12 protein-coding genes and 1 pseudogene are annotated in these 13115 nt (G+C 68.9%); 10 read left to right on the forward strand and 3 right to left on the reverse strand.

All coding sequences use genetic code 11. The features are described from left to right. The first annotated feature begins 860 nt into the window (after nucleotides 1-860). The 6 genes from OO71_RS05665 to OO71_RS05690 are packed head-to-tail and all read left to right on the forward strand — an operon-like array spanning nucleotide 861 to nucleotide 6459. Entirely contained in the window at nucleotides 861-2153 is a 1293-nt protein-coding gene (locus OO71_RS05665) for an ABC transporter substrate-binding protein (RefSeq protein ID WP_162186031.1), read from the forward strand. Continuing rightward, complete coding sequence (locus OO71_RS05670) at nucleotides 2150-3043, forward strand: carbohydrate ABC transporter permease (protein ID WP_033288549.1); 894 nt, start codon at nucleotides 2150-2152, stop codon at nucleotides 3041-3043. The genes OO71_RS05665 and OO71_RS05670 overlap by 4 nt, the downstream gene beginning before the upstream one ends. Beyond that, nucleotides 3043-3855, forward strand: a complete 813-nt coding sequence (locus OO71_RS05675; RefSeq protein WP_033288550.1) for a carbohydrate ABC transporter permease — start codon at nucleotides 3043-3045, stop codon at nucleotides 3853-3855. The genes OO71_RS05670 and OO71_RS05675 overlap by 1 nt, the downstream gene beginning before the upstream one ends. After that, nucleotides 3852-4646, forward strand: coding sequence for an inositol monophosphatase family protein (locus OO71_RS05680; protein ID WP_033288551.1), 795 nt, complete (start codon nucleotides 3852-3854; stop codon nucleotides 4644-4646). The genes OO71_RS05675 and OO71_RS05680 overlap by 4 nt, the downstream gene beginning before the upstream one ends. Beyond that, complete coding sequence (locus OO71_RS47040) at nucleotides 4639-5397, forward strand: glycerophosphodiester phosphodiesterase (RefSeq protein ID WP_051791040.1); 759 nt, start codon at nucleotides 4639-4641, stop codon at nucleotides 5395-5397. Before OO71_RS05680 ends, OO71_RS47040 begins: the two co-directional genes overlap by 8 nt. A 39-nt stretch (nucleotides 5398-5436) precedes the next feature. Then, on the forward strand, nucleotides 5437-6459 hold the full coding sequence (locus OO71_RS05690) for a LacI family DNA-binding transcriptional regulator (RefSeq protein WP_033288552.1): 1023 nt from the start codon (nucleotides 5437-5439) through the stop codon (nucleotides 6457-6459). 198 nt (nucleotides 6460-6657) lie between these two features. Here the strand turns inward: OO71_RS05690 and OO71_RS05695 are convergent, their stop codons facing one another. Next, nucleotides 6658-7065, reverse strand: coding sequence for a hypothetical protein (locus OO71_RS05695; RefSeq protein WP_033288553.1), 408 nt, complete (start codon nucleotides 7063-7065; stop codon nucleotides 6658-6660). 55 nt (nucleotides 7066-7120) lie between these two features. Next, a complete protein-coding gene (locus OO71_RS05700; protein ID WP_162186032.1) occupies nucleotides 7121-8134 on the reverse strand; it encodes an AraC-like ligand-binding domain-containing protein in 1014 nt (337 codons plus the stop codon). Between the two features lie 109 nt (nucleotides 8135-8243). On the opposite strand from OO71_RS05700, the gene OO71_RS05705 reads away from it, so the two are divergent. The 4 genes and pseudogenes from OO71_RS05705 to OO71_RS05715 all read left to right on the forward strand — a co-directional run bounded on the left by OO71_RS05705 (nucleotide 8244) and on the right by OO71_RS05715 (nucleotide 11528). Then, on the forward strand, nucleotides 8244-9236 hold the full coding sequence (locus OO71_RS05705) for a zinc-binding dehydrogenase (RefSeq protein WP_033288554.1): 993 nt from the start codon (nucleotides 8244-8246) through the stop codon (nucleotides 9234-9236). Nucleotides 9237-9246: 10 nt separating this feature from the next. Beyond that, nucleotides 9247-10218, forward strand: a pseudogene (locus OO71_RS53265) (RNA polymerase subunit sigma-70); the annotation flags it as partial. After that, nucleotides 10219-10758, forward strand: a complete 540-nt coding sequence (locus OO71_RS53270; protein ID WP_425388655.1) for a GrpB family protein — start codon at nucleotides 10219-10221, stop codon at nucleotides 10756-10758. Nucleotides 10759-10814: 56 nt separating this feature from the next. Further along, on the forward strand, nucleotides 10815-11528 hold the full coding sequence (locus OO71_RS05715) for a class I SAM-dependent methyltransferase (protein ID WP_425388653.1): 714 nt from the start codon (nucleotides 10815-10817) through the stop codon (nucleotides 11526-11528). 31 nt (nucleotides 11529-11559) lie between these two features. Here the strand turns inward: OO71_RS05715 and OO71_RS05720 are convergent, their stop codons facing one another. Next, complete coding sequence (locus OO71_RS05720) at nucleotides 11560-13107, reverse strand: phytoene desaturase family protein (RefSeq protein WP_033288555.1); 1548 nt, start codon at nucleotides 13105-13107, stop codon at nucleotides 11560-11562. Nucleotides 13108-13115: the final 8 nt, after the last annotated feature.

The raw sequence follows: 13115 nt of genomic DNA on the forward strand, positions 1-13115 counted from the left end.
GCAGGCCTGGAGTTCGGCTGGTCAGGCGACGGACCGCGCCACGGGGACACCCACGTCGAGGTGCTCGAGTTCGTGCGGGAGTCCAAACCGGCCGGACACCGTGTTCCGGCATGGAGCGCTCGGTGACATCAACCCGAACTACGCGCACGGGCCCGAGGCCGAGTCCTATGTGGCCTTGGAGCGCTACGCACAACGGTTCGCCACCAGCGTCCTGACTGCGCTGGCGCACACCGCCCCGCCGCCGAAGGTCCGGCGGGGTCGTATCGAGCGGTTGTCCCGTGCGACCGCGACCTCTCGGCGATCGAGGAATTGCGGGCCCGGCGAGACGACGAACTGGCGACGTGCCTGTCCGGCGGCACTGCGGCGACGGACCGGGTACACACCCTGGCGGGGACGTACGCCATGAACGTCGACCGGATGCTCCGCGCGTGGGACGGTGGGGAGGAGTTCGACCACCCGGTCCGCATTACCCGACGTTCGAGATCCCGTGCTTGCCCGGACAGCTGCCATTCGCCGAATCCCTCGAGGATTACCTGGTACAGGCGGCGCGCGAGGCAGCCCGGTCGACCGGGGTGGCGGCGGATCGGGGCCAGGTCCGGCTGCTCCGCCCGGACAAGGACACCGGTTCCCGATCCACACCACCGGCCGGTACTCCTTGCCGGGCTGACCACCGACCGCTCCGACGAACGACTGGGACCGGTCCCCGTCAGCAGGCCGATACCGGAGCTTCAACGTGATTTCACCTTGCATTCCACCCCACACCAGCTATGGTGGGACCGGTCCCAGTTATCTCTCCCGGAATCCACCCGATCCACCACTGGGACCGGTCCCGGCCACCGTGCTCCCGAAAGGCCACACCCATGCGTTCTCCCGCTCGCCTCCGGCGCTTCGCCTGCCGGGCTGCTGTCGCGATGTCGTTCGCGGTGGCGATTGCCGGTTGTTCCCCGGCCGGCTCCTCCGGTGGCGACGAGGCCGCCACCCTCAGCCTGATGATCTGGGACCCCGCGCAGAAAGCCGGGGTCCAGAAGGCTGTCGACGGGTTCCAGGCGAAGTATCCGAACCTCAAGGTCGACCTGCAGCAGGTCCCGCAGGACCAGTACTACACGAAGCTCGACGCGTCGCTCAGTGCCGGTCAAGGCCCCGACGTGATGTGGCAGAGTTCCTTGGTATCGCAGTACATCGACGGTGGGGCGCTCGAGCCGCTCGACGAGTACATCCGGCAGACCGGGCTCAAGCTGTCGGACTATCCGGCCAAGTTCGTCGACCTGTACAAGTCCGGCGGGAAGCAGTACGGCATCCCGAAGGACGAGGACACCTGGGTTTTCGTCTACAACTCCGCGGTGTTCGCCAAGCTCGGCGTGACCGACGTCCCGGCCAATGACTGGACGTGGGACGACATGGTGCGGATCGCCAAGGCAGTCAAGGCGAAACAGACGTCACCGGCTGACGTTCCGATGTACTACGACCGCACGTTCAACAACGGTGTCGCCAGCTTGGTCCACCAGCTCGGTGGCAAGGTCGTCGACAACAAAACCGGCGTGGTGTCGGAACCGGCAGGAATCCGGGCCCTCACCATGATGAAAGGCCTTCAGGACGAGGGCCTGATCCCGCGGGTCGCCGATTCGGCCGACTTCAACCCGGCGTCGTCGCTCATCTCCGGAACCGTTGCGATGGCGGAAATCCCGTCCTGGAACCTCAGTCTCCTCTCGAAGGCGGCCGCTCCGGCCGGGACGTTCCACGTCGTGCGGCTGCCGTCGGTCGACGGGAAGTGGCTCACCGACACCAATGGCCTCTCCTACGTCATGAATGTCAACTCCGCGCACAAGAACGCGGCTTGGAAACTGATCGAGTACCTGACCTCGACGAAGGGCGCCGAGCTGCACGCCGAGGGCGGCGCCGCGATCCCCGTGAACAACGACGAGGCCACGCTGCAGGCGTACGTGTCGGCGAACTCGAAGCTGGCCGGGCTGAGCGAAGCCGTTGCGACGGCGCGGCAGCAGACTTACCTGCGCACGTCCACGCAGTACCCGGCCACGCGCGCCCCGCTCCCCCAGATCGAAAGCACCGCGATGGGCCCGTTCTACGCCGGTACCCGGTCCGCGGCCGACGCGGCGAAGGGGATCGACGAGATCCTCGACAAGGCACTCCGATGAGCACGCGACGGGGCGCCCTCATCGGTTTCCTTTTCCTGGCCCCATTTCTGGCCGGACTGCTCGTCTTCCGGTTCTACGGGTTCGGCTACAACGTGTGGCTGTCCTTCACGAAAGCGGGCGCCTTCGGGCCGGCGCGGTTCATCGGATTCGACAACTTCCGCGAGCTCTTCTCCGACAGCCAGCTCGGCGTCGCGCTGGTGAACACCTTCAAGTTTGCCGTGATCGCGGTACCGGCCGTGGTCGTCGTGTCGCTGCTGTGCGCGACCTTGATGCAGCACCGGTTCCGCGGCGAGTCGGTGTTCCGCGCGATCGTGTTCCTGCCTGCGGTGTGCCTGCCGACGGCCATCATCTTCGTGTTCGGCTGGCTTTTCCAGACCCAGTACGGACTCGTCAACACCATGATCCGGTCGATCGGGGCATCGCCGGTGAGCTGGCTCGGCAGCCCGACCGGCGTCACCGTGGTCGTGACGGTGATCGTGCTGTACCTGTCGTTCAGCGTGCCGACGATCATCCTGTACGCCGGTATGCAGGACATCCCCGCGGAAGTCTACGAAGCTGCGACCCTCGACGGCGCCGGGCCGGTGCGGCGGTTCTTCCGGATCACGCTTCCGCTGCTGAGCCCGTCGCTGTTCTTCGTGGTCCTCACGACGACGATCAGCGTGCTGAAGCTGTTCGACGTCGTGTACCTGCTGCTGCCCCCGGAGCAGTCGACATCGGTGAACTTCGGGATGACGGTCCTGTATTACTACTACCAGCTCGCGTTCGTCGGGGTCGGGCAACGCGGCTACGCGGCTGCGGTGTCGCTCGTCCTGTTCGTGCTGATTCTCGCTGTCTCGCTGGCTTTGTTCCGTCTGCAGCGCCGGTTCGTGCACTACGGGGAGGACGGCTGATGCCGCGCATCCGCTGGTCCACCCGCGCCATGGTGGTCGTGGTCGGCCTGGTGATCCTCGCGCCGTTCGCGTGGATGGTCGCCACCGCGCTCATGACCACCACGCAAACACTGCAGGCCGACCCGTCGGTGCTCCCGTCGCCGCCCACCTTGCAAGGCGTGCAGGACGTTTTCGCCAAGCTGCCGTTCCTGCGCCTGCTCGCGAACACCGTCCTCGTGTCCCTCGGACGTGCGCTGGTGACGCTGCTGATCGCCTCGCTCGCGGCGTACGCGCTCGCGATCATCAAGGTGCCGGGCGTCCGGATCATCCTGCTGCTGGTGCTGATGCTCCTGATGGTCCCCGGTGACATCTTCATCCTCCCGAATTTCTCGATCATGGCGAAACTGCACCTGACGAACACACTCGTCGCGCTCGCCCTGCCGAATGTGTTCGACGTGTTCGGGGTTTTCCTGCTGTACCAGTTCTTCCGCGGCGTGCCCCGCGAGCTGATCGAGGCGGCCAGGATCGACGGCGCATCGCATCTGCGGATCCTGTTCACGATCGTCCTGCCGGTCAGCCGCGGCGGGCTCATCGCGCTGGCGATCCTGACTGTACTCAACGAGTGGAAGGAGCTGCTGTGGCCGATCGTCGTCAACCGCGATGTCGACCAGCTCACCCTCGGGCCCGGCCTCGCCCTGCTGCGCGGTACGGCCGTCACCGACTGGAACGTGCTGATGTCCGCAGGAGCGATGGCCACCCTGCCGATGATCGTGATCTTCCTACTGCTGCAACGACATTTCGTGGCCAGCCTCGCCAGGAGCGGACTCAAATGACCAATGTGCTCGAACTGCTGGACATCGCAAGGGAAGTCGCTGCGGACGCGGCCGCCCTTGCCGCCGACCTGCGCAGCGGCGGCGATATCCGGGTCCAGGCAACGAAATCCAGTGACCTCGACATCGTGACCCAGGCCGACACCGCCGTCGAAGCGTTGATCCGCAAACGGCTCGCGGCGCTCCGGCCTGCCGACGGCATCCTCGGCGAGGAGACCGGAGAAGCACCGGGTACCAGTGGGATCACCTGGATCGTCGACCCGATCGACGGCACGGTGAACTACCTGTACGGCTCGCCGAGCTATGCCGTGTCGATCGCCGCGACCGATGGACGCCGCACTCTCGCGGGTTGTGTGCACGCGCCCGCGCTCGGCTTGGAGTACACGGCGGCGGCCGGGCATCCCGCTCGGCGCAACGGGCAGGAGCTGCGCGCCAACACCGAAGTGCCGCTGGCCAAAGCCCTCGTCTCCACCGGCATCCCTTACGACCTGGAAATCCGCGCCAAGGTCCTCGCCGACTTCGCCGCGCTCGCCCCCCGGATCCGCGACCTGCGGCTCGTCGGCTCGGCCGCGCTCGACATCTGCGGCGTCGCGGAGGGCCGCACCGACGCACACGCCGGCCGTCGGCTGCCGATCTGGGACTACGCAGCCGCCGCACTCATCGCCACCCAAGCGGGCGCCGTCGTCCGTGGTCCCCGAGGCGGGCCACCCAGCCTCGAACTGCTACTCGCTGCCGAAGCGCCCCTCGCCGACGCCCTCGAACCCCTGCTCACCGGAGGAACACAACATGGCTGACCACCGCAGGTTCGTCCTCTGCGGACACCGCGGAAACATGGCCGACTCACCGGAGAACACCCTCGTCTCCTTCGCCAGCGCCGAACGCGCCGGGGTCGACGAAATCGAACTGGACATCCGCACCACGCTCGACGGCGAACTCGTCCTCCTCCATGACCACACCGTCCAGCGAACCGCCGCGGCACCCACCCCGCACCTCGACGTCCCGATCGAACGACTGACCTTCGACCAAGCCCGCACCATCGACCTCGGCGACGGCCAGCTCATCCCCACCTTCACCGAAGCCCTCGACACGACGAGCGTGCTGTTGCAGGTCGAGATCAAAGCCCCGGCAGCAGCCCGTCCGCTCGCCCGGTTCCTCCGCGACCACCCCGGCCGCGACCGGTGCCTCGTCACGAGCTTCGACCCGTTGTCGCTCGCGGACTTCCGCGCCGAGTGGACCGGTGGCGCCCGCGGGATCGCCTTGCACATCCCCGACGTCACCGGCAACTGGCGCGACCACGCAGACCGGCTCGACGTTTCGACCGTCTTCGTCCCGGTTCCGCAGCTCAGCACGGAGCTCGTGGCCGAGCTGCACGACCGCGGACGGCGCGTCGCGGCGTCGCTGATCGAAGGACCCGGCGACGTACGCCGTATCGTGCAGGTCGATGTGGACGCCACTGCTTCGAACTCGCCGGCCTACGCCCGGCGGCTCCTGGAGTCCGACGACGAGTTCACCGCCCGGTTCCCGTCGTTCGCGACCCGGGCGTGAAGGCCGCGTCACCGCAGGCAGAACTGGAGAACCGACAGCATGACCGCGATGCCGCCCGGCCGGCGGCCGAGCACCATCCGCGACGTCGCCGCCCTCGCCGGGGTATCGAAGTCGACGGCCTCCCGGGCGGTGCTCGGCCACGGCGGGGTCAGCCCGGAGAACCTCGAGAAGGTGCGGCGCGCGATCGAGCAGCTCGACTTCGTGCCGAACCAGATCGCGCGCAACCTCACCGCGCGCTCGTCGGCCATCCTCGGCCTGTTCCTCCGGCAGACCCGCTCGCCCTTCTACGCGAGCCTCGCCGGCGCGTTCGAGGAAACCGCCGGTGACCGCGGGTACGAGGTCATGTCCCTCGCCTCGGGCGACCAGCCGGACGAGGCCAACTACCGGTCCCTGATGCTGCTGGCCGACATGCGGACCGCCGGAATCGTCGTGGCCGCCCCGACCGTCGACCCGCGCACCATCCGCCAGGTCGCCTCGCGGGTCCCGCTGGTACTGGTCGGCCAGATGGGCCAGCCGGCCAACCCCGGCGTACCCTTCGTCGCCCCAGACCCGCGCGAAGCGCAGGCGCTCATCGACCACGTGACCGGCTATGGCCACCGCTCCATCGCCCTGCTCGCTTATTCGCCCGAGCAATCCCCGACCCAGTGGGCCCGCATCGCATGGATGCGCGACGAGCTCGACCGCGCCGGTCTCCTGAGCGACCTTGTCATGATCAACCCGGATGACAATCTCGCCCCTGTCGTCGAGCAGCTCTACCGAACCGGCACCACGGCAATCCTGTGCAACAACGACTGGACCGCGCTCGACGCGCTCGCCGCCGCGGCGCACCTGGGCATCTCGATCCCCGGGGAGCTGTCGATTGCCGGGTACGACGGAATCCCGCCGTTCGACCACGAGGCCGTGGGGCTGACCACGAACCGGGTCCCGGTGAACGGCATGGCCGACGCCGCCGTCCGGCTGATCGACGACCTGATCCACGACAACCACGTGGAAACCGGGGGGATTTTGCTCCGCGGTGAGCTCGTGGTGGGACGGACCACCGGACCAGCGCAAGCCCGGTGACGGCAACCCGTCACCACTCGCCAGCCGTTGCGCCATCTCCAGTTCCAGCCGCACGTTTCGCCAAAATCCCTTCCACCGTCGGGGATTCCGGGGTCACGCTGTCGCAACCGGCGACGCAGCCTGTTTACCGGCCGACGCGAAGGCGATGGTCGCCGCGGTGGAGATCGGCGAGTGGCTCGGTTCCCCGGTTGATGCGGTTCAGTGGTTGAAGGTGATCTTCGCGACCAAGGCGCTCGCGGCGTCCGATGCGGTGATGCGGATCTTCGGGTACGCCACGTTGTTGCCCCACGGCACCGTCTTGTACACCGACGGGCCCGGGGCGATGGTGCCGAGCGAGTACCAGGTCGCCCTGCCGCTCTCGAACCCGAGTACCTGGACCACGGCGCGCTGCCGCTTGAAGTTCCGGTCCCCGAAGACCTCGTAGGTGACGTGCCGTCCGGGGCTTCCTGCGACTGAGCAGTTCGACCGTACCTCGGTGTACGAGCCGCCGACGGGGTCGATCCCGGCGCCTCCGCACGAGGCGGCCAGTGCCGGGGAAACGGGGGTGAGGACGGCCAACGCGGTGCCGATTGCGGCGGTCGCGGCGGCGATGTGGCGGAGACGCACTGCTGTTGCTCCTTCGGGTGAATGTCGGATCTCCCGGACGGTCGCCCGGGTGGCTTCAGGATCTCGGCAGGAGCGGGTGTGCGTCGTTGATCATCCGCGCCGGCCCGGTGTCGATCCGCGCCCGGTAGTCCTTCGGGGGCAGGCCGTACACGGTGCGGAAGAGGCGGCTGAAGTGGGCGTGGTCGGCGAAGCCCCAGCGCGCGGCGATGACGTGGATCGGACGCCGGTGCTGGTCCGGGTCGGCCAGGTCGAGGCGGCATCGCTCCAGGCGCCGCCGGCGGATCGAAGCGGCGGGGCTCGTGTCGTCCTCGGCGAAGAGCCGCTGCAGGAGCCGCAGGGAGATGTGGTGGGCGGCGGCCACCGTGGTGGGGGTCAGCGCGGGCTCGCCGAGATGGCTGTCGATGAACGCGTCGATCCGCAGCCGCAGAGACCGGCGGCGGGCTTCCGGGCTCAAGGCCTTCTCGGCGTGCAGCGGTGCGGCGAGGGCGGCCGCGACCAGGTCGACGGTGGCCGAGGCGAGGGTACGGGCGTCGGGCGGGGCGAGGGCGTCGGTGCGCGACAGGACGTCGACCGACCATCGGCGCAGTACCGCACCCATCCCGCACCGGGCGTCGAACGGAACGGCGGTGAGCTGGGCGACCAGGTTCCCGGGCAGCGGCACCAGCGCCCGCGGGACCGCGACCACGACCGACGGGACGTCCGGGGTACCCCGCCGGAGACCGGTGAACGGCCTCGACGTGTCGTACATCGCGAACTCCCCTGCCCCGATCCGCGCCTCACGCTCGGCCTGGCCGAGCACGCATTCGCCCTCGGCGACGAAGACGAACTGGTACGCCTCGGGGTCCGATCGGCGGATCAACGCCGATGTCCGGCGAACGTGCAGCGGCGAATGGCTCAGGGCGAAGATCTGCACGTCACCCAGGTCGAGAGCCCTGGTCGAACCGCGGAAACCGGCGTCGTCGAGGCAGCGCAGCCACACCGGCACCCTCGACCTGGTGATGCCGAACTCGGCCCAGCAGTCGAACCGGTCGCGCGCAGGGACGTCGTCGGTGTCGAATTCGATCCACACGGGCAGCACCGTGCCCGATCCCGCGCACATTCGGCCTATACGCGATTCCTTTCGGCGGTGGCCCGGATCTACCTGGGGAGAGCATCCACCCCGAGGAAGGACCCGCCCGATGAGCATTCCCGCCACCATGCACGCGTTGCAGCAGACGTCCCTCGACGGACCGCAGGACCTGCGCCTGATCACCGACGCGGCGGTGCCGAGCCCCGGCCCCGGCGAGGTCCTGGTCCGCGTCACCGCGGCGGGCGTCAACTTCGCCGACCTCTCGAAGGCCCACGGCACGTTCCGGAACGGCCCGCAGCCGCCGTACGTGGCCGGTTTCGAAGCCGCGGGTGAGGTCGTCGCGATGGGTGAGGGGGTCACCGGTCCGCAGCTCGGGGCGCACGTCGTCGGTGTCGGAGACGGGGCTTTCGCCGAGTACCTGGTGCTGCCCGCGGCCGCGGCGATGCCGGTCCCGCCCGGCTGGACGGACCAGCAGGCGCTGGGACTCGTCGTGAACTGGCCGACGGCACTGGCCGCGCTCAAGCCGCTGGGTGCGGTGGCCGCAGGTCAGACCGTGCTGATCCACGCCGCCGCGGGCGCCACCGGTCAGGCCGCGGTGAGGATGGCCAAGCACTACGGCGCGACCGTGATCGCCACCGCGTCGCCCGGCAAACACGAGATCGTGCGGGCGCTGGGTGCCGACCACATCCTGGACTCCCTCAGCAACGACCTCGCCGCCCAGGTCTTGCGGCTGACCGGCGGCGCCGACCTGGTACTGGAATCGGCAGGTGGCGCGACCTTCGAGGCCAGCCTGGCGGCGGCCAAGCGGGTGACCGGGCGGGTCGTCGTCTACGGCCTGGCGGGTGGCGAGGCTTCGCTGTCCAACTGGGACCTGGTTTACCGGCACCAGGTCCACGTCGTCGGGCTCAACATCGGCATGCTGATCCAGGCCGCACCGCAGGTCTTCGGCGAGGTCATGGGTGAGCTGTTCACCCTCATCGCCGCCGGTGTGCTGGCCCCCGGCGAGCCCACCGCGTACGACCTGGCAGACGGCCCGAAAGCGCTGGCGGAACTCGAAACCCGCGCCACGATCGGTAAACTCGCGCTGGTTCCGTGCCGTTAGGCTCGCGTGCGTGACCTCCCCTCTGCGCGCTCCGGACCAACGCCGGTTCGCGGCCGAGACCGAGCAGTTCCGGCGGGAACTGCTGGCGCATTGCTACCGCATGGTCGGGTCGGCGCACGACGCCGAGGATCTGGTGCAGGAGACGTATCTGCGGGCGTGGCGGTCCTATGCCGGGTTCGAGGGCCGTGCGTCGATCCGGTCGTGGCTGTACAAAATCGCCACCAACGTGTGCTTGCGCGCGGTGGAGCCACGCCGGATCCGTCTCCTGCCCTCCGGGCTGACGGGGCCGAGCAGCGAACCCGGCCGTGTGCCGAGCGTGGTCGCGCCGGGTGAGGTCGCTTGGCTGGAACCGCTGCCGGACGCGTGGATCGCCCCGCCCGCCGACGATCCGGCCGCGGTGACCATCGCGCGCGAGTCAGTGCGGCTGGCACTCATCGCGAGCCTGCAGCACCTGCCCGCGCGGCAACGCGCAATCCTCATCCTGCGCGACGTACTGGCGTTCTCGGCAGCCGAAACCGCGGAAATCCTCGACACCACCACCGCGGCGGTCAAGAGCGGTCTGCAACGCGCCCGCGCCCGGCTGGCCGACCGGGAACCGGAACCCCTGCTCGAACCGACCGACGAACGAGCCCGCGCGCTGCTGGAGGGGTACATCGCCGCTTTCGAGCGCTCCGACGCTGCTCTGCTGGAGCAGGTGCTGCGCGCGGACGCCACCTTGGAGGCAACCCCGTTCCGAGACTGGCAGTCCGGCCGGTCGATGTGCATCCACGTGCTGGACACCTACGTTTTGGGCACGGCGGGCGATTGGCGGATGGTCGCCACCACGGCGAACGGCCAACCCGCGGCGGTGGTGTATCACCGGGATGGGGATGGGGTCCTTCGCGCCGACGGAGCGGTGGTCCTGGACGCGACGGCCGAGGGTGTGTCGCGGGTGATGAAGTTCCAGGATCCGGCTTTGGTTGGGGCGTTCGGGTATCCCGAGGTGCTTGCTCCGCAATGGGCATACGAGCGGGCGGAAGTCCGGCCGTACGATCCGGAATGGGCGGTTCGAGCGTCGGTGGAGCGCGAGCAGTTGAGCGATCTGCTCGCACCGTGGCTGGTGGATCGGGTCGAGCACATCGGGTCGACGGCTGTCCCCGGCCTGGCGGCGAAGCCGATCGTGGACCTGATGGTCACCGTGGCTGATCTGGACACGGCGGTCGAGGAAGCAGCGGATCGACTCGCTGCGGCGGGCTGGTGCTATGTGCCGCCGGAGCTGGACCTGCGACCGTGGCGGCGTTTCTTCGTCAAACCGGACGCGTCGGGGCAGCGACGCGAGGCGCATCTGCACCTGATCCAGACCGGACACCAGCGGTGGACCGACCAGCTCACCTTCCGCGACGCACTCCGCAGCGACGCTCGCCTCGCGCAGCGGTATGCGGACCTCAAACGTCGTCTGGCGCAGCAAAGCGGGCACGACCGTGAGGCGTACACGGAAGGCAAGGCGGACTTCGTGGCGAGCGTCCTCGACTCGTCTCGCTGAGGCGCTCCTGCGGGACCTCGTGGCGAGCCGGGAGATCCGTGGGCACCATGGCAACCATGGCCGAGAACTCTGTCGCAAACGACTACGACACCTTCGCCGAGGCTTACACCGTCGAGAACGAGACCAGTCTCATCAACGCCTACTACGCCCGGCCCGCCATCGTGAACCTGGCCGGCAACGTCGCCGACCGGCGGATTCTCGACGCCGGATGCGGCCCCGGTGCCGTGACCGCGGCGCTCCGCGAGCGGGGTGCCGTCGTGTCCGGTTTCGACCGCAGCGCGAAGATGATCGAGCTTGCGCGGCAGCGCCTCGGCACCGAGACCGACCTCCGGGTCGCCGACATCGCCCAGCCGCTCCCCTACCCCGATGGTGCCTTCGACGATGTCGTCGCGGCCCTGGTGCTGCACTACCTGGAGGATTGGACCGCCCCACTGGCCGAGCTACGACGCGTCCTGAAGCCCGGCGGACGCCTGATCGTGGCGGTCAACCATCCGATCCTCCTGAAGATGGTCCACCCCGAGGCCAGCTACTTCGGTACCACCAAATGGTCCGAGGAGTACACGTTCAACGGCCAGGAAGCGGTGCTCACCTACTGGCACCGCCCCCTGCACGCAATGACGGACGCCTTCACCACAGCCGGGTTCCGCACCGCGGTGATCAGCGAACCACCCCCGGCTCCGGAAGCCCGCGAGCTTTTCCCGGAGGAGCTGGGGAAGTTTCCCTCCGGTGCGTTCTTGAGCTTTCTGTTCTTCGTCCTCGAAGCCGTCTAGGACCGGTTGGCTGGCGGTACCTGTACTGCTTTCATGAACCGGCGAGTTCGAGGACTGCCCTGGCCGCATTGTGCCCGCCGAGGCAGCTGACCGCGCCGCCTCGGCGGGCGCCGGACCCGCACCGCAGTACGGTCGGATGCGGCGTTTCCACTCCCCATCGCCGGGCCGGGGTGTCCAGCGGCTCGGTGGCCCACGGCCAGCTCAGGTCACCGTGGAAGATGTGCCCGCCAGGCATGGCCAGGTCTGCTTCGACGTCCTGGGGCGTCTTGACTTCGACGCACGGGCGGCCGTCCGGGGCACGCAGCACGCAGTCCATCAGCGGCTCGGCCAGGTACGCGTCGATGGCCGCAATGGCCCGGCTGGTCGCCTCCTCTTTGCGTTTCGCATGGTCACCGGCGAAGAGCGCCGCAGGCAGGTGCAGGCCGAAGTAGGTCAAGGTGTGGACGCCCGCGGCAGACAAGTCGCCGAGCAGCGAATCGTCGGTCAGCGAGTGGCAGTACAGCTCGCCGGGCGGCGTCGACGGGATCCGGCCTTGCGCGGCTTCGGCGTGCGCGATCTGCAGCTGGGAGTAGCCCTCGGCAACGTGGAACGTACCCGCGAACGCCGTGCGCGGATCGTCTCCACTGCGTAGCTTCGGCAGCCGCGACACCAAGAAGTTGATCTTTACCTGCGAGCCCTCCGGCTTGGTCTCCGGTTCCGGCTGCCCGAGCAACCGCTGCAACGTCCACGGCGCGACATTGGCCAGCACGTAACGAGCGTGCACGCTACGCAGCCCGGAGCCGTCGTGCCACACCACCTCGCCACCGGGGTCGATGTGGTCGACCCGGGCGTCGGTGCGCAGCTCCGCCCCGGCCTCGGCGGCCGCCCGCGCCAGCGCCTCGCTGACCTTGCCCATGCCACCGACCGGGACCCGCCACTCCCCGGTCCCGTTTCCGGCGAGGTGGTAGAGGAAGCACCGGTTCTGCGCGAGCGACGGGTCGTGCAGGTCACGGAAAATGCCGATCAACCCGTCGGTCGCGACCACGCCCCGCACGAGGTCGTCGGCGAACCGCTGCTCGATGACCTCCCCGAGCGGGCGCTCGACCAGCGCGCGCCAGAGGTCGTCGTCGATCTGGGCCCGTAGCGTGGATTCGGCTGGGAGCGGCTCGGTGAACGTCGGCGCGACCACCTTCGCCACGTCCGCCATCTGGGCGTAGAACCGACGCCACGCGTCGTACTCGTCGTCACCTCCGGTCAGCGCGCGGAACGACGCACGGGTCGCCGCTCCTTCCTCGCGCTCGACGTACAGCCCGAGGTGGCGTCCGTCGCGGACAGCCGGGGTGTATGACGCAGTGGCGCGCGACCGCAGCTGCACGTCGAGATCCAGTTCGCGGGCAACGGAATCCGGGAGCATGGACACGAGGTACGAGTAACGCGAAAGCCGCGCGGGCACGCCGGGAAAGGGTGCCGAGCTGATCGCCGCGCCGCCGAGCCGGGGCAGCCGCTCGAGGAGCAAGGCGCGCAGCCCGGCACGGGCGAGGTACGCCGCAGCCGCGAGACCGTTGTGCCCACCCCCGACGATCACTACGTCACGGTTCATGCTTTCCT

It is taken from the genome of Amycolatopsis jejuensis (assembly GCF_000717335.1).
In the GTDB taxonomy this organism is placed as follows: domain Bacteria; phylum Actinomycetota; class Actinomycetes; order Mycobacteriales; family Pseudonocardiaceae; genus Amycolatopsis; species Amycolatopsis jejuensis.

Bases quoted from the DNA above. Each gene is read 5' to 3' on its own strand.
- OO71_RS05670 (WP_033288549.1), top strand. From the start codon at position 2,150: ATGAGCACGCGACGGGGCGCCCTCATCGGTTTCCTTTTCCTGGCCCCA.
- OO71_RS05675 (WP_033288550.1), top strand. From the start codon at position 3,043: ATGCCGCGCATCCGCTGGTCCACCCGCGCCATGGTGGTCGTGGTCGGC.
- OO71_RS05690 (WP_033288552.1), top strand. From the start codon at position 5,437: ATGACCGCGATGCCGCCCGGCCGGCGGCCGAGCACCATCCGCGACGTC.
- OO71_RS05715 (WP_425388653.1), top strand. From the start codon at position 10,815: ATGGCCGAGAACTCTGTCGCAAACGACTACGACACCTTCGCCGAGGCT.
- OO71_RS05705 (WP_033288554.1), top strand. From the start codon at position 8,244: ATGAGCATTCCCGCCACCATGCACGCGTTGCAGCAGACGTCCCTCGAC.
- OO71_RS05680 (WP_033288551.1), top strand. From the start codon at position 3,852: ATGACCAATGTGCTCGAACTGCTGGACATCGCAAGGGAAGTCGCTGCG.
- OO71_RS05665 (WP_162186031.1), top strand. From the start codon at position 861: ATGCGTTCTCCCGCTCGCCTCCGGCGCTTCGCCTGCCGGGCTGCTGTC.
- OO71_RS05720 (WP_033288555.1), bottom strand. From the start codon at position 13,107: ATGAACCGTGACGTAGTGATCGTCGGGGGTGGGCACAACGGTCTCGCG.
- OO71_RS47040 (WP_051791040.1), top strand. From the start codon at position 4,639: ATGGCTGACCACCGCAGGTTCGTCCTCTGCGGACACCGCGGAAACATG.